Annotated in this window: 13 protein-coding genes; 3 read left to right on the forward strand and 10 right to left on the reverse strand. The window is 67.3% G+C overall.

The genetic code is table 11. From position 1 onward, the window contains the following. Positions 1 to 11 precede the first annotated feature (11 nt). The 5 genes from L6Q96_02425 to L6Q96_02445 all read right to left on the reverse strand — a co-directional run bounded on the left by L6Q96_02425 (position 12) and on the right by L6Q96_02445 (position 4,663). On the reverse strand, positions 12 to 1,676 hold the full coding sequence (locus L6Q96_02425; GenBank protein ID MCK6553431.1) for a hydantoinase B/oxoprolinase family protein: 1,665 nt from the start codon (positions 1,674 to 1,676) through the stop codon (positions 12 to 14). Continuing rightward, positions 1,666 to 3,624 carry a hydantoinase/oxoprolinase family protein gene (locus L6Q96_02430; GenBank protein ID MCK6553432.1) on the reverse strand — a complete coding sequence of 653 codons (1,959 nt, stop codon included), beginning with the start codon at positions 3,622 to 3,624 and terminating at the stop codon, positions 1,666 to 1,668. Before L6Q96_02430 ends, L6Q96_02425 begins: the two co-directional genes overlap by 11 nt. A 77-nt stretch (positions 3,625 to 3,701) precedes the next feature. Next, positions 3,702 to 4,001 carry a zinc ribbon domain-containing protein gene (locus tag L6Q96_02435; protein MCK6553433.1) on the reverse strand — a complete coding sequence of 100 codons (300 nt, stop codon included), beginning with the start codon at positions 3,999 to 4,001 and terminating at the stop codon, positions 3,702 to 3,704. 39 nt (positions 4,002 to 4,040) lie between these two features. After that, positions 4,041 to 4,367, reverse strand: a complete 327-nt coding sequence (locus tag L6Q96_02440; protein ID MCK6553434.1) for a DUF167 domain-containing protein — start codon at positions 4,365 to 4,367, stop codon at positions 4,041 to 4,043. Continuing rightward, positions 4,364 to 4,663 (reverse strand): YggT family protein, encoded by a 300-nt coding sequence (locus tag L6Q96_02445; GenBank protein MCK6553435.1) that lies wholly within the window; start codon positions 4,661 to 4,663, stop codon positions 4,364 to 4,366. Before L6Q96_02445 ends, L6Q96_02440 begins: the two co-directional genes overlap by 4 nt. Positions 4,664 to 5,067: 404 nt before the next feature. Here L6Q96_02445 and L6Q96_02450 point away from each other — a divergent pair, with 404 nt between their 5' ends. Beyond that, entirely contained in the window at positions 5,068 to 6,093 is a 1,026-nt protein-coding gene (locus L6Q96_02450; protein MCK6553436.1) for a flippase-like domain-containing protein, read from the forward strand. A gap of 98 nt (positions 6,094 to 6,191) precedes the next feature. Next, on the forward strand, positions 6,192 to 7,505 hold the full coding sequence (locus L6Q96_02455; GenBank protein MCK6553437.1) for a D-alanyl-D-alanine carboxypeptidase: 1,314 nt from the start codon (positions 6,192 to 6,194) through the stop codon (positions 7,503 to 7,505). Between the two features lie 12 nt (positions 7,506 to 7,517). Here the strand turns inward: L6Q96_02455 and lpxC are convergent, their stop codons facing one another. Continuing rightward, positions 7,518 to 8,804, reverse strand: coding sequence for a UDP-3-O-acyl-N-acetylglucosamine deacetylase (gene lpxC / locus L6Q96_02460; protein MCK6553438.1), 1,287 nt, complete (start codon positions 8,802 to 8,804; stop codon positions 7,518 to 7,520). A 10-nt stretch (positions 8,805 to 8,814) separates the two neighbouring features. Continuing rightward, on the reverse strand, positions 8,815 to 11,058 hold the full coding sequence (locus L6Q96_02465; protein MCK6553439.1) for an ATP-binding protein: 2,244 nt from the start codon (positions 11,056 to 11,058) through the stop codon (positions 8,815 to 8,817). Between the two features lie 119 nt (positions 11,059 to 11,177). On the opposite strand from L6Q96_02465, the gene rpiA reads away from it, so the two are divergent. Continuing rightward, positions 11,178 to 11,882 carry a ribose-5-phosphate isomerase RpiA gene (gene rpiA, locus L6Q96_02470; GenBank protein ID MCK6553440.1) on the forward strand — a complete coding sequence of 235 codons (705 nt, stop codon included), beginning with the start codon at positions 11,178 to 11,180 and terminating at the stop codon, positions 11,880 to 11,882. A 58-nt stretch (positions 11,883 to 11,940) separates the two neighbouring features. On the opposite strand, the gene mtgA is transcribed toward rpiA, so the two are convergent. The 3 genes from mtgA to L6Q96_02485 are packed head-to-tail and all read right to left on the reverse strand — an operon-like array spanning position 11,941 to position 16,289. Next, positions 11,941 to 12,609 (reverse strand): monofunctional biosynthetic peptidoglycan transglycosylase, encoded by a 669-nt coding sequence (gene mtgA / locus L6Q96_02475; protein ID MCK6553441.1) that lies wholly within the window; start codon positions 12,607 to 12,609, stop codon positions 11,941 to 11,943. A 7-nt stretch (positions 12,610 to 12,616) separates the two neighbouring features. After that, positions 12,617 to 13,399 carry an SDR family oxidoreductase gene (locus L6Q96_02480; GenBank protein ID MCK6553442.1) on the reverse strand — a complete coding sequence of 261 codons (783 nt, stop codon included), beginning with the start codon at positions 13,397 to 13,399 and terminating at the stop codon, positions 12,617 to 12,619. 55 nt (positions 13,400 to 13,454) lie between these two features. After that, positions 13,455 to 16,289, reverse strand: coding sequence for a hypothetical protein (locus tag L6Q96_02485; protein MCK6553443.1), 2,835 nt, complete (start codon positions 16,287 to 16,289; stop codon positions 13,455 to 13,457). Positions 16,290 to 16,292: the final 3 nt, after the last annotated feature.

Below are 16,292 nucleotides of genomic sequence, written 5' to 3' on the forward strand. Positions count from 1 at the left end.
GCGCCCACAGATCATGCCCGGCGGCGGCGTTGGCGCCGGGCGACTGCCCCCGGGTGGGGCGTGGTACGTTCGTCTCGAAGGAGGGGGGACGTCGGCCCCGCATTGCGCTGGCCGCGTCGACCCCATCCGCCCCCACCCGGTGTCAGTAGCGTAATTCTGTCCCCCGGCCCGACCGCCAGCGTTGTCTTTCCCGGCAGGCGGCGCACCCGTCCGGCGCGCCGCAGAAGGTTAAGACCCGTCCGTCCCGGTTTGCCGCCGCGCAAACCGTAGGGGGGTATTTGTCGGCGCTCGGTAAGAAGCGTTACGGTCGCCGGGGCGAGGAATTCGATCTCGCGTACGATGCCGTCGCCACCGGCGTGCAGCCCGCGTCCGCCGGAACGGGGCCGGAACCCGTACCTCGTCACGCGCAACGGATACGCCGCCTCCAGCACCTCCACGGGAGTGTTGAGCGTATTGGTCATATGCGTGTGCACGCCCCCGAGGCCAGGCCCCTGTGGGCCACCCCCGGCCCCGCCACCGACCGTTTCGTAATAGGCGAAGTGTCGCTGCCGAACCGCGTCGTACCCGCCCAGAGCACAGTTGTTCATCGACCCGTTGCTGGCCGCCGGCACCAGGTCGCTCGCGGCCTGTGCTAACGCTCGCCAGACGACATCGACGATACGCTGCGAGGTCTCGACATTACCGCCGGCCACCGCCGCCGGGAAGACGGCGTTTACCAGGGTTCCCGGTGGCGTAATGATCTGCAGCGGCCGCTGCAGGCCGGCATTCGCCGGGATTCTCCCCCCCGCCAGGGCCTGAAAGGAATACAGCACCGCGGCCAGAGTGACGGCACGATTGGCATTGATCCCACCGGGCACCTGCGCCGCCGTCCCGGAGAAATCGACCACGGCGCGTTCCCCGGCAAGACGCAGCGCGACCCGCAATGGAATTCGCCGCGCCAGCAGCCCGTCGTCGTCCATCCAATCGACGGCCCGAAAGGCTCCACGCGGAAGCCGACGCAGTTCGGCACGCAGCAGGCGCTCGGAATACGCCTGTAGCGCCGCCATCGCCGCGATCGTCAGTTTGGTCCCCGCCGTTTGCATCAACTCGGCGACGCGCTCCGCGCCGAGTCGCAGAGCGGCCAGTTGGGCGAGCAGGTCGCCTCGCCGTTCTTCCGCTACCCTCGTGTTGGCGAGAAAAAGAGTGACGACCTCACCGACCATGCGGCCGGCGGCCACCAGTCGCACGGGCGGAAGCCGCAGACCCTCCTGGTACACCTCGGTCGCCAGGGGCAGCGATCCCGGGGCGGCTCCGCCGATGTCGGCATGGTGGGCACGATTCGCAACGTACGCCACCGCCCGGCGCCCTGAGCCCACGAACACGGGCGCCACCAGGGTTACGTCGGGCAGATGGGTTCCGCCGGAGAAAGGATCGTTGAGCACGACCACATCGCCGCGGCGCATCCGCACCGCTCGCATTGCCGCCTGCACGGACAACCCCGCAGAGCCGAGATGCACGGGAATGTGGGCGGCCTGCGCCACCAGTTCGCCGGCCGCGTCGAAGACCGCGCACGAGAAATCGCGCCGCTCCTTGATGTTCGGGGAGAAGGCACTGCGACATAAGACACCCCCCATCTCTTCGGCAATGGCGGCGAAGCGATGGTTAAAAACCTCCAGCGTGACCGGGTCAATCGTCATGGGTCAACACCAGATGTCGTGTGCGGTCGACTCGCGCCCGCCATCCCGGCGGCACAATCGTTGTCGCACTGAGCTCGGCAATGACCGCCGGCCCGGGCACCACCGTGCCGGGGTGCAGCGACGCGCGGTCCATTACCCGTGCCCGCACCCGTGCGCCGTCCCAATGGAGCGACCATGGACGCGAAGCGGCTTGCGTCGTGACGGCCGGCGGTCGCTCGCGGATCGGCAATACGCGCCCGACACCCATGACGCGCACGTTCACCACCATCAGCGCACGGTCCCGGTCCGCGTAACCGTACAGCCGCCGGTGCAACCGGTGGAACGTATCCATGCTCCTCGGGGTGAACGGCACCCGGATCGTGTGCGACTGGCCCACGTAACTCATATCGGCGACGCGAACGATTCGCCGGCGCGCGGCCGGAAAGCCCGCCCGCCGCAATGCCTCCTGCACGGCGCGCTCCAACGGCGCGAACACGGCCGCCAACGTTTCCGGCCGCGGATCGACGAGCCGTACCGTGCGCACGAAGTCACGCTGGACGTCGGCGGTTGCGGCGCCCCACGCCGAAAGCAACCCCGGTGCATCTGGCACCACGACACGGGGAATTCCCAGCGCCATCGCCAGAGCGCAGGCGTGCTGTCCCGCCGCGCCGCCAAACGCCACCAGGGAATACGCACGCGGATCGTGCCCCCGCTCGACCGAGATGGTGCGAATCGCACGCTCCATGCTCGCATTGACCACCCGCACCACACCGTCGGCCGCGGCCTCCAGGCCGCCACCCAGCGCCCGCGCCAGGGGCCGCAGCGCCGCTGCGGCCCGCGCCGAGTCCAGTCGCATCCGGCCGCCAAGGAACGCCTCCGGCACCAGCCTCCCGAGCACGACGTTCGCGTCAGTCACCGTCGGCCGCGTCCCGGTGCCGTAACACGCCGGACCGGGATCGGCTCCGGCGCTCTCGGGGCCGACCTTCAAAGCGCCTCCGGCATCGAGCCCAGCCAGCGAACCACCCCCGGCTCCTACGGTGTGAATATCGATGGCTGGAACCTCAACCGGCACCCCACCGATCTCCCACGTCGAGTGATATCCCACCCCACCTTCGACGAGACTCACGTCCGTCGACGTCCCGCCCATGTCAAACGTGATGGCCCGCCGGATGCCGAGCTGTGCCGCCACTCGCCACCCGCCGACGACCCCCGCAGCGGGCCCCGACAGCACGGTACGAACCGCCTCACGACCGGCCAACTCGGCAGCGATCGCCCCGCCGTTGGATTGCATGACGCGCAAACGACTGCCCCGCACGCCCGCATGGAGGGCTTCCAGGTGTCGCTGCATCGCCGGACCGACGTAGGCGTTGACCACCGCCGTGCTGCAGCGCTCGTATTCGCGCTGCTCGGCCACCAGTTCGTGCGACAGGGAACAGAACAGCCCCGGGCAGGCGCGGCGCAGGGCCGCGCCGAGACGCCGCTCGTGGGCCGGGTTCGCGTAAGCGTGCAACAGGCAAATCGCCACCGCGTCCGGACGGCGCCGCACGGCGGCGCGTACCGCCGCGGCTACCAGGTGCGGGCGCAGCGGCGCCAGCACCCTGCCGTCCGGACCCATCCGCTCGCCGATGCCGATTCTGGCGGACCGCTCGACCAGCGGCGGCACCCGCCGCGGTTCCATGGCATAGAGGGACGGCCGGTTCTGCCGGCCGATCTCGATGACGTCTTCGAACCCGGCCGTGGTCAGGAGAACTACTTTGGCTCCCCGCCGTTCGAGGAGCGCATTGGTGGCCACCGTGGACCCGTACGTCAGTACGAAGTCCGCGCCGTCCGGCAACAACTCCCGCAACCCCCGCAGCACCGCCGCCTCCGGAGCCGCCGGCGTGGAAGACACCTTGTGTACCCGCCGCACGCCGCCCACGAACGCGACTATGTCGGTGAACGTCCCCCCGGTATCGACTCCGACAACCACCGGCCGATCCGGCGTACAAAAAAAAGCCGCCCCGGTAGATTCCGGAGCGGCTCGATCACTGCGAATTGCTGCCGGTGTCACGCGGCGGCGGTCTGCGTCGACGATCCCGAAGTTGGCTTCTCGGACGACGCCGGCTTCTCGCTCTTCGCCTCCGATTTGGCCTCGCCGGCGGTTCCCTTTTCCCTGGATTTGCCCGCGTCCTTACGCGCGTAGTCGGTAACGTACCAACCACTGCCCTTGAGCTGAAACGACGTGTTCGAGATCAGCTTGTTCACCCGCCCCGAACAGGTCGGGCACCTGGTCAGCGGCGGGTCGGTGATCTTCTGCATCGTCTCGAATTCACCGCACTTCTTACATGCGTACTCGTATATGGGCACGGTTGGGGCCTCCGGAACGGAAGGGAGTCTTGGCGGGAACTAGCCACCACCCTCGCTCTTGTCAACCGCGGCATCGACGACACCGTCGAGCCGGGCACGGCATCGGGCCACATCGACGCAGGCGACTTCGACGACTTTGGCCCGACTTGCTTGTCCCTGAACAACCCGCACCGCGCGCCTCGGTACGCCGAGTGCGGCGGCCAGCGCGTCCGTCAGCGCCGCATTGGCAGCGCCGCGGGCCGGCGGGGCCGCCACCCTCACCTTGATCGCATCGCCATGCCGCCCGACGATCTCGGTCCGCGCCGCCCCCGGCTGCACCCGCACCCGCACCCGAAAGGTGCCTTGCGCAGGTGCCGGTCCGATCATCTCACCGCTGCGGCCATGTCCAGCAGACTGCCCACCAGAAACCCTTGCAGAAACATGATCGCGAGGATGACGAGGATCGGAGAGAAGTCGATACCGCCGGCAAACAACGGAACACGGCGGCGCAGTGGGGCAAGGACGGGCTCCGTCGCGCTGTACAGAAACCGCACGATGGGATTGTATGGGTCGGGATTGACCCACGAAATGACGGCGCGGGCAATGACGACCCACATATACAAATTGAGGATCACTTGCAGAACCTGGGCGATCCCCAACAGCAGATTCGACACGACGAACATGCCTCCTCCTGACCCGGCGGGCGTCTGTCGTTTAGCGCGACACCTCCCGCCCCACAAGCGCACCGGCGAGTGGCACGCGGCGCCTTGACGCTATGACGCGGGGTAGGGCAATTAAGGACGCCAGCGGATGGGTTCGGCCGCGCATTGACTCGGAGAGCCGTTGGTTTCGCCTGCCGGCCGAGAGCGCCCTTCCGAGCGCCGCCGGGAGAGGCCGGCTCGTCCGGGCGACCGGAGCAAGTTCCTCGCTGCCCCGCCCCGATCGCCGGTGCGAATAGGTCGCCTCACTTGCGCCGAACTCGACTAAGTGCAAGGCCCGTCTGACGATGCCCCCCACCGCGCCCGCCGGTCCACCGCAACCCGCACCGCCTTCGGAGGCCAACCGTGGTCCGGGACGGCACGTTCACATGCTCTCCTGGGCACTGCTCGTGGGACTGGCGGTCCTGGTGGTCATGTTTGTGGCTGCCGACGGCCAGAAGCTTCTCGAGACCGCGGCGACCATAGACTGGGTTCTCCTGGCGCTGCCGCTTGCCTGCGGCATCGCCAGCTACGTCGTGATGGCCCTGTCGTATGCCGGGATCGCCACGGCAGCCGGCGCACGAATCCCCTATTGGGAGATGCTCAAGATTACGTTCGTCGCCAACACCATGAACTACGTGGTGTCGGCCGGGGGCTTGAGCGGGTTTGCCGTCCGCCTCTACTACTTCGTGCGCCTCGGCACCCCGTCCGGAACCGCCGTCATCATCTCTTTGATCCAGACGTTCCTGACCAACCTCGTTCTCCTGTTCTTCCTGCTCGGCGGGTTCACGTACTTGCTGCAAGCCCACGAACTGCGCGGCTATGCGCTGGGGACGATTGCCGTGCTGCTCTCCGTCTTCGTCCTCGCGGCCGCGGTGGCTTTGCTTCTGCTCTTGCACCACGAACTCCGGCGCCGGACGCTGTTTATCCTCGCCGAGACGGCCCACTGGTTGCTTCACAAGCTGGTGCCGCGGCACAAGCCTCCACGCGTGCACGTCTGGCGCTTCCAGCGCAACCTGAACCGGGGCATCGCGTTCATGGTCGCCCGCAAGCGGCACATGATCGGCCCGACGCTTTGGATATTGCTCGATTGGGTGATCACCCTGCTCGTGCTGTACACGGCGTTCCTCGCGGTGCGCCACCCGGTTCCGATCTCGTTTGTGATCGTAGGATTTGCCGTCGGCATGATCCTGTCGTTGGTGTCGTTTATCCCGGGCGGACTCGGGGTCATGGAGGGGTCGATGGCGGCCATCTTCGCCAGCCTGGCGGTCCCCTTCGAGACCGCCGTGGTCGCGGCGTTGATTTTCCGGGTCGCCTACTATTTCGTCCCGATGGTCGTCAGCGTGTTCTTCTTCCGTCGGATGTTGCTGCAGGGGGCCCGCGCGGCGCCGGCGGTTCTGGAAAGCCAATCCTGAGGCCCGAGCGCGTTGCCCGAGCGCCCGGGTTGGTTGACAAGGCGGGAGTATTCCCTGAAGATCGTGCAGTGGGGTCGGGTGGCCGAGGAACGCTTCGCATGGGTGCTGCACTGCGCGTTCTCCCCGTTCTCGGGGCGCTCCTACTGGCCGTCGCAGCGACCTGGGCCGAGGAGCCGGGCCGCGTCGTCACCGCCAAGTCCGGTATTCTGATCGACAATCAGACCGGTCAGGTCATCTGGCAACGACAGCCCGATTTACCTCTGCCGCCGGCCAGCACGACGAAGGTCGTTACCGCCATGGTCGCCCTGGAAAGCGGTCGTCTGGACGATTCGCTGTGGGTTTCGAAAGACGCCGCGCGAACGCCGGCTTCCAAGATTCATCTCCGAGCCGGATGGCGCATACGCGTGCGCGATCTTGTCTATGCCGTGCTGCTCAACTCCGCCAACGATGCCAGCGTGGTCATCGCCGAGGGGCTTTCCGGGTCGGTCGAGGAATTCGCCCGCCGCATGAACCGGCATGCGCAGCGTCTCGGTGCGTGGAATACCCACTTCGTCAACCCCAACGGCCTCCCCGCCGATAATCACTACTCGACGTCGCGAGACCTGGCGACCGTGTTCGGCCGTGCCCTCGAAAACCCGGAGTTCGCTCGTATCGTCGCGACGAAGACGTCGACCATCGTACCCGCCGCCGGATCGACGCGAGCGATCTCCCTGCGCAATCACAACCGGCTCCTCGACGACTACCATATTCACGTCGTCGGCAAGACGGGTTGGACGCGCGCCTCGAAGAAATGCTTCGTCGGCGCCGGGACCCTCGGGGGGCGCCGGATCCTTGTCGCAATTCTCGGTTCCACGGACCTCTGGGGCGATCTGAAGACGTTGTTCGCCTACGGCTTTCGGGAGGAGACCGGACCGATCCTCGAGCCGGCGCAGCGCGCCGCGGCACCGACGCGCGACTCCATCGCGGCGAGCGACGCCTGGAACAAGGCGTCGGCCGAGGCCTCGCTCTCGACCGCCTTCGGTAAGCCGACCCGCGCCGGTCGGACCGAGACCGCGCGGGTGTACACCAACGAGGATCTGACCGCGACCCGGTCGCGTATAGCGCCCCGAACCAACTCCCAGTCTGCGTCGCGGCGCAAGGCCGACGGTAGCGCCACGGTCGCCAGGGCAGGCAAGTCGCGACCGTACTACTCGGTTCGACTCGGTGCTTTCAGCTCGCGCGCGCAAGCCGAACGGCTGCGCGCGACAATGGCGCGCAAGGGCTACAAAGCGACCGTCGTCCGGGTCCGTCAGAAGAAGGGTGACTCGTACCGCGTTACCATCGGCGGCTACCGCGACCGCGGTCAGGCGCAAAAGGCGGCCAAACAAATCGCCCGCGCGCACCCCGGACTCCGCGCCGTCGTCGACGGCTGAGTCGAAGCGCGGTCACAAGCCGCCCGCCCGCCTTACCTCGCGCAAGAGCGCGATGTTGTCCGAATGCCCGGTCATACGCGCCGTGATCTTGCCGCGCAGCGGCCTCCCCAGCAGATACATATCGCCCATGATGTCCAGGATCTTGTGCCGGGCGAACTCGTCGTCGAATCGCAGGGTAGTATTCACGACCTTCTCGTCGTCGATGAGTATACAGTTGTCGAGCCGTCCCCCGTTGGCCAATCCCATCGCCGCCATCGCCTTCATGTCGCGCAGGAACCCGAACGTGCGGGCGGGAGCTATCTCGGCGCGGAACGACTCCGGTCCCCGGTGAATGTAGGTATACTGTTGCTCGCCCACCGGCGGCGGGTAACGCAGCGTGTACGCGATCGCGAATCCGTCCATCGGCTCGATGCCAATGCACTCGCCGTCCGGCTTGCCAACCATTATCGGCCGGTGGATGACCAGTTGTTCGATCGTGCCGTCCTGCTCGGTAACGCCCGCCGACTCGATGAGCTCGCAGAACTCGATGGCCGAGCCGTCCATAATCGGCGTCTCTTCCTGCATCTTCACGAGCAAGTTCGTAATGCCGTAGGCGTGCAGCGTCGCCAGCAGATGCTCCACCGTCTTGGCCGTCACGCCGCGCCGATAGAGGGTCGTCGAGTAACCCGTGGAGTCGACCCAATCCAGGTGAGCCGGGACGCTCTCGTCGGCGGACAGACTCGTAAAGAGAATGCCGCTGCGCGGAGGGAGCGGCTGCAGGATCAAGCCGGTCTTCGTGCCGGAATGCAATCCCCGCCCGCTCGCCACGACACTGCGCGCGATGGTGCGCTCGTGCAGCACTAGCCCCGTTGCCGCCGCGCCGGCGGGCCCGCCCGATGCGCCCGCAACTTCCACCTCGGTCCCGCTGCCCGCCGTCCCCGGATAGCGCGCACTTTCCGCATGGTGATCGAGCGCCCGATTGACGATGCGCACCAGTCCGTCGAGCGAAAAGGGTTTTTCGATGAAGTCGAAGGCGCCCAACTTGGTCGCCTGCACCGCGGTTTCGATGTTGCCGTGCCCGGAAATGACGATGACTTCCGGCGGCCGCTCGGTGCCGTGAAGCTCGCGCAGCAACTGCAACCCATCGACGTCCGGCATCCAGATGTCGAGGATCACCAGCTCGGGGCTTTCCTGCCGGATGAGGTCCCGCGCCTGACCGCCGTCGGCCGCCTCCAGAACCCGCAATCCCTCGTCGCTTAGAACGCCTCGCACCGAGGCGCGGATCTCCGGCTGGTCGTCGACGACGAGTACGGTCGGCATGCTGTCCTCCTCACGCGTGAGCGGCGACCCGCGTCCCCGCCCCGGCTCGCAGCACGGGAAACTCGATGACGAACCGCGTCCCTCGCGGCGCATTGTCACGGACCCGAATATACGCTTGATGGTCCGCCAGAATAGATGCGACGATGGCCAGACCGAGACCGGTCCCGTCCTTTTTCGTTGAAAAGTACGGCTCGAACAGCCGCATCTTCGCGTCGCCACTCAGCCCGGGGCCGTTATCCGCCAGTTCGAGGCGCACCAGCCCCGGCACCGGCAGCACTGCGGTGTTTATCTCGATGCGCCCGCCGCCGGGGGCATCTTTGGACGCCGTCACGGCGTTGTCGAGCATGTTGATGAGCGCACGCTTGATCGCTTCGCGATCCAGACCGACCGGGGGCAGTTCCGGTCCGAGCTGCACGTCGAAGCGGATCTCCGGATGCGCCTCGCGATAAAGCACCAGCGCTTCCTCAACCACGCCGTTCAGATCGCTCGCCACCAGCTCCAGCGCCGGTAGCCGCGCGAACATCGAGAACTCGTTCACCATGCGCTTCAGTTCGTCGACCTGCCGTCCGATCGTCCGCGTGCACTCGTCGAACACCCCGCCGTCGGCCTCGCCGAGCAACGCGCCGTACCGTTTGCGCAGGCGCTGCGCCGAGAGCTGGATGGGCGTGAGCGGGTTCTTGATTTCGTGCGCCAGACGCCGCGCCACCTCGCGCCAGGCCTCCATGCGCTGCACCCGCTGCAAGTGGGTCACGTCCTCGAGAAACAACATCGTCCCCCGGCGTAGCCCGGCCTCGTCACGCAAGGCCGTTACCGTGACCAGCGCCGTGACGATGTGCTCGCCCCCGACGAGTTTCACCTGTCGTTGCACTTCGTCGGCCGGCGATAACAGCTCCTCGTGAACCGCCGCGGCCACCGCGCGCAGGTCGGAGCGTTCGAACGCGTCCATCCACCCGACGCCCCGAACCGCGGCCAGCCGTACTCCGAGCATGCGCTCGGCAGCCCGGTTGACCATCGCCACCTGTCCGGCACCGTCCAGCGACACCACTCCGGCAGCGATGTTCTCCAGAATGCTCTCGAGCTCCGTGCGGCGCTCCACCACCTCCGCATTCATCTGCTGGAGCGCACAGGTCATCTGGTTGAACGAATCGACCAGCACCGCCACATCGGCGTCGCTCCCGGCTTCAATGCGATGATCCCAGTTGCCCTGCGCGACTTCCCGGGTTCCTTCGGCCAGACGCCGCAACGGCACGGTGATCGCCCGCGCCTGACGTAACCCAAACCAGGTCGCCAGAAAAACCACGGCCAGAGTCACCAGAGCCAGGGTCAGGATGTAGCCGTTCTTGATCGGCTGCTTCATGGACGCCAGCGTCCGGTACTCGTGATAGGCCCGCGCCAGATCGCGCGCCGTCTGGCTGACCCGCCGCGGCACCAGGTAATCGACGGCCACGGCGCCCAGCACGGCGCCCTGCGCTCCGTGAATCGGCGACCCGACGCGGATGATGTCGGTTCGACCATAGGGTATCGTGCTCGCCGCATCCTCGCCTTCGAGCAGCTCGCTGAGCAGATCGGGGGACTCGACGCTGGACGCCCGCGCCAGCTCGGTGCTGGCCGACCGGGCCAGGCTCTTGCCGTCGGGACCGAAAACCTGCACCGCGGCCAATCCGAACTCGGTCCGCTTGGCTTCCACGAAACGCTGCAGACCGGTGCGGTGTCCGGCGCCCAGCATGCCGCGCTCCTCGACTTGCCGCGCCATTTCGTCAGCGAAGTGCTGCGCGTTGCTGGCTGCGAACTGATAGTAGCTCTCGGCAACATCGAGAGAGCCTTCCAGCGAACTCTCGACGCGCACGTTGAACCAGGTATCGAACGCCGCCGTCAGCACGCTCTCCGAGACGAAAAACAACAGGGTCGCCGGCACCAGCGTCAGGCCGGTAAAGGCCAGCACCAACCGCGTCCGCAAACGCGACCCGAAGATGCCCCGCCGCCGCTCCAGCGCCAGCTTCATCAGGTTCCGCGTCAATAGAAAGACGAACAGGACCAGCAGCACCAGGTTCAGATTGACCAGCAGGAAGTAAATGATGTTGCCCGAGAGGCCGGCGCTGCTGCGCAGCTCGGGCAGGCGCGCTTCGAGAACGGCGAAGCCCACGAGCGCGACCGCGGTCACGACGATGATTACCAGCTCGCGCCGACGCCGGCGGCGCTCGTCGGGAGGCAGCGCCGGCCCCTGCTCGCGCCAACGATCCAGCCAGCGGTCCATGCAGTGAGCGGATTCTAGAAACCCCCCGCTCCTGACGCAAGCGAACCCCCGTGGCGCGCCCATCGGCGAATTCTTGCGCGGCTCTTGCGCACGACCGGCCGGTCGGTCGATGCTGAGACATGCCCTCCGTCCTCGCGCCTCCCACCGACCCCGTGCTCGTGCGGGTTGCCGACCGCGCCCTCGAGCTGGTGCGTCCCGACACCGTCGTCGGCCTTGGCACCGGACGCGCCGCCACCGCGTTCGTACACCGCCTCGCCGTTCGTGTCCGCGACGGCCTGCGCATCCGCGGTGTTCCCACGTCGCGAACGACTGCCGATCTCGCTCGCGGTCTCGGTATCCCCCTCGCGACCCTCGACGAGGAGGACACGCTCGATCTAACCTGCGACGGCGCCGACGAAGTCGACCCGCATCTCGACCTGATCAAGGGATATGGCGGAGCTCTGGTGCGCGAAAAGATCGTCGCCGCCGCTTCACGGCAGGAAATCATTCTCGTCGGCAACGAGAAGCTGGTGCCGGTGCTCGGCAGTCGCGGCAAGCTCCCGGTCGAAGTCATCCCGTTCGCCGAAGCTTTCTGTCGCCGCCGCATTGCCGGTCTCGGTTTGCGCCCGGTGCTGCGGCTTCACGAGGAGAAGCCCTTCATCACCGACAGCGGCAACCACATCCTCGATTGTGGCACCGATCCGATCTCCGACCCGGCCGCACTCGATCTGGCCCTACGTTCCATCCCCGGCGTCGTCGGCACGGGTCTCTTCACCGGCATGGCCCATCGCGTCCTCGTCGGCACTCCCGACGGCGTGCGCGAGCTGCTTCGGCCGGGGATCTGAACACGCCCGCGCACGGGGTCCGCCCCGAGCCGCTCGCCGAAGAGCCCGATGTCCGCGGTTACCGGGACACCGGTACTGCCACTTTATCCATCCGCCGCAGTATGCTGCCGGCACGGGCACGGATGTAGCGACTCGGCCGCGCTGCCGACCAGCGCTGCGGATTGGGCAGAATCGCTGCCAGCCTCGCCGCGTTGCCCGCCCCGAGCGCGGCGCACGTCGTTCCGAACGCCCGTTCCGACGCCGCCTCGCAGCCGTAAACCCCCTCGCCCCAATCGACGATATTCAGATAGACCTCGAGGATGCGCCGCTTGCTCCACAGCGCTTCCATCCACAGCGTCACGTAAGCCTCCGCGGCTTTCCTGACGATGCCGCGCCCCGGCCACAGCAGCAGCATGCGCGCGCACTGCTGGCTGATCGTCGACGCCCCCCGCAAACGCCGCCCTCGTTGCCCCGCTTCCCAGGCGGCGTCGATCTCGACCCAATCGAAACCCCGATGCCGCAGGAATCGCGTGTCCTCCGCCGCGATCACCGCACGCACAATTGCCGGCGACATTGCCTGCAACGGTACCCAGCGGTAGTCGAGTCCCGCCCCACCGATCCAACGCAGCACCATGAACGGGGTGACGGGCGGCGGAGCGAATCGACACACCAGCACGACCACCGGCGGCACCGCCAGCAGGCCGACTACCGCCCACCCCACCACCCGCCGCCAGTGCCCCGCCCGCACGAGCCGTCTACCGAAACAGATCGGGCTGCTTGAATGCTGTCCAGCCACGGTCGCAGTTGAGCACCGCACCGGTCAGCGATCGCGCCGCGTCGCTGGCCAGGAACACAACGAGGTCGGCAATCTCTTCCGGCGTCTGCAACCCCATCGCATGACCACGCTCGAAACCGGCCTTCATCTCCGCGCTCTGCCAGATCATCGCGTTCATGGGGGTATCGACGTAACCCGGACTGATCGCGTTCACCCGAATGTTCAAGGGCCCGCACCCGACGGCGAGCGATTTCGTCAACTGCGCCACGCCGCCCTTGGAGGCGGCGTAGCCGTCGAGGCCGCCGAGCGGCAGGTGCGCCATCGACGAGGCCGTGTTGACGATCGATCCTCCGCCCGCCTCCGCCATGACCGGGATCGCGTAGTGACAGCAGTAAAACACACTCGACAGGTTCACGCGGATTACTCGGTCCCACACCGCCGGATCGACGCGCGGAGAAAACCCGTCGTCGAACGGCAGCGCGATGCCCGCGTTGTTGTACAGTACGTGGAGCCCGCCGTGCGCCGCAACCGTCTGGGCCACCAGCCGCTCGCACGCCTCCGGTGTCCCCACATCCGCGGCGATGAACGTTACCGAGCCGCCGGCACGCGCGATCGTCGACACCGTCTCGTTGCCGCCGTCGACGTTGACGTCCGAGACCACCACTCGCGCCCCGGCTGCTGCCAGCGCCACCGCCCCGGCACGGCCGAGCCCCGACCCGGCCCCCGTTACTATCGCCACCTTGCCATCGAGAAGTCCGCTCATGGGTAGCCACCCTAGCCGATTTTGCCGGACGGCTACACCCGCAACGACGCGGGGTTCAGCGCACCCCGATTGACGGCTCGATCCAGTTGCCGGTCACGTCGCCGAACACGACAGCCGCGAAGTCCTGGCCCTCGACATCGGTGCTCAGGGGCCGATACTGCACCGCCCCCATCCGACAGGTGCCGGGCGTCATCAGGGGCGGTACTACCTCCAACCCAGCCCCCGGTACCGCCAGCGGTTCGAAGGCCCAATCCGAATCGCACGTTACGGCGACCGGAAACCGCGCTATCAGCCCGACGGAGCGCTGCAGAATCAGCGACGCATCGAACGCGCTCAACGTACCGTTGCCGCTTACATCGCCGGCGAGTTGCTGGCCCGCAGTTAACGTGCGACTGCCGACGACACTTTGCAGAACGTACGACGCGTCAAGCGCGCTCACGGCTCCGCCGACACTGCCGAGCCGGCGCGGCTCGAGCTGCGCGTCGCCGGTCACCCCCGACAGCGCAAACTCTCCCGTCGCCTCCGTAGCCGTCGTCACCGTACCGTTGCCGCTCAGCCGCAGCTCGACGTTGCCGACCCCCGTACCCGCGGCGGAATACCGCACCCGACCACGCACTCGCGGTCCCACCGTTGGCGTGCCGGTCGGAACGGTGGTGGCGGTTTGCGTCGCACCTGACGTCGCGGTGGCCGTGCGCGTCGCGGTCGCCGGTGGGACCGGCGTGAGCGTTGGCGTCGCTGTGGCCGGAGGAAGCGTCGTGCTCGGTGTCGCCGTCGGCACCGGCGTCCCGGCGCCGGACGCGGGAACTACCAGCAGCGTTATCGACGAGGCAGCGAAACTCACGCTCGCCGCCCCGGCGGAGAAGTCGACGTCCGCCGCGCGCACGATGGCGGAGAGATCGGGGTCGCCATACCGGTACACGCGGGCCGCTCCACCCGGGACGAAGCCGGCGACCGTCAGGGCCGCGGTCAGCGATTGTGCGGTCTTGTTCACGACCATCACGGTCAAGGAACCGTCGCCGCTGCGCTCCGCCGCGTACACCGCGAGCTGCCCCTGATCGCCGCTGCCCGCGCGCACGCCGATGTCCCCGAAGGCGCCGCCGGTACCGTCGTAATTGCGGTACATGCGAAAAGCGAAGGCCCCCGGCTGATAGCGCGTCGGCGGATCCCACAGCGTCGCCAGATCCAATCCCTCGCGGCCGAATATCCCCAGGACATCCGCCTGGGCGAGAGCGCCGTTGATGTGATCGAGTGCGCCCCAGTTGTACTCGGTAATTGCCGTCTTCGTGCCCGGGTAACGCGCTGCGATCCAGCCCCGCAGGCGCGGAATGAGCTGGACCGCCTCGTTGATCCAGCTCTCGTCCACGTACGTCGGATCCCAGAGCGACCGCGTCGAGCGCAACCTCAACGCCTGCGTCGCCGCACTCCCCGCGGACGACAACGACACCCCCGAGGCCTGCGGGTAATAGTGCAGATCGAGGTAATCGAGGATACGCACCCCGTGCTGCTGCTCGTACGCCTGCATCTGCCCCAAATACCACTCCACAAACGGTACGTTGCCGTGTGCCAGACGATCCTGCGGGTTGGTCCACCAGCTCCCGCCCGGCGCCCAATCGAGGGCCGACCAGAAATACGCGGTCCATCCCCATACCACCGGGCCCAGCGTCTGCGCCGAGGCATCGACCGCTTTGATGGCTGCGGCGTACGCGAACGTGCGATCGCGCATCTCGTCGTAACTCGTGGGGGCCGGATGCACGTCCCGGTGAGTGTCCGGCCACAACATCGGCTCGTTGTCGAGGTTGTAGAACCGGACCCCGCCCGACCCTGCCGGGCCGTACTTGCCGGCCAGGTGCGACAGCCAGTCCCGCACGTACCCCGGATCGATCGCCACGCTGGTGTCGGCCGGATCGTTGCCGGCGATCTCGGCGCCGTTCGTACCTATCCCGTTGCCGCAATCCGGCCGCCACGGATCGGTAGATTGCTGAGCCCCGTACCTGGCAACACTGAAGCCGCACGCGTACCCGCGGGCCTTCGGAGCCCAACCGATCAGCGGAACGGTCATGATCGTGGCCGTCCCCGTGCGCCGGTCCTGGTCGATGAACTTGTCCGTCGTCGAGCCGTCAGGCAGCACTCCCGGGTTGTCGTTGTCCTCCGGGATGTTCTCGAAGTACCAGTCGCTGGCGCGGTTGCTGGTGTCGTACACCCAACTGTACCGGGTCGTTGAATTGCCGCCGAAGCGGCGCACCGGCAGCCGGAGATCGGCCGCAAGGTCCTCGTCGGCGAAGTTCATGCCGTAGATCAGCGGACTGATTGCACGCCGGTCGGCCTGCGCGTTGACGTTCAACGCCGGACCGCTGCCCGGAGGCACCGGGGTGGGAGTCGGTACGCCCACGGTCACCAACGCAATGTCGTCCAGATAGAAAGTCGGTTGCGATCGTCCAGCCTGATCGTGCCAGAAGACGTAGTCGACTCGCGTCGGCGTCCCCAACCCGGCCAACGGGATGTCCACCTCGGTCCACCGCCCCGCGACCGGCGACACTCCCTGCTCGACGAGCGCGCCGGTCTGGTTGTTTCCCAACCGGACCAGAACCTGTTGCCCGCCGGCGGATCCGCCGTGCACGAAAAACCGCAACGCCGTGGCCGTACCGGGATCCACCTGGGGTACGTGACCCACCTGAAACCCACCCCACGCGCCGGTAAAGGTCACGGCGATGGCGTTGGTTCCCCAGTGCACCGGGACGGTGGCCGCCAGGTCGATCGAGACCGGAGCCCATGACCAATCCTGCCATCCGCCGGTCAGCCCGTCCTCGTAAACGGCAGAGTCGCCGAAAGCCGGTCGCGCCACCGCTGCGACGACCAGGAAAACGACACCGACTGCGCTCAACGTGCGCATCCG

It is taken from the genome of Candidatus Binatia bacterium (assembly GCA_023150935.1).
GTDB lineage: Bacteria > Desulfobacterota > Binatia > HRBIN30 > HRBIN30 > JAKLJW01.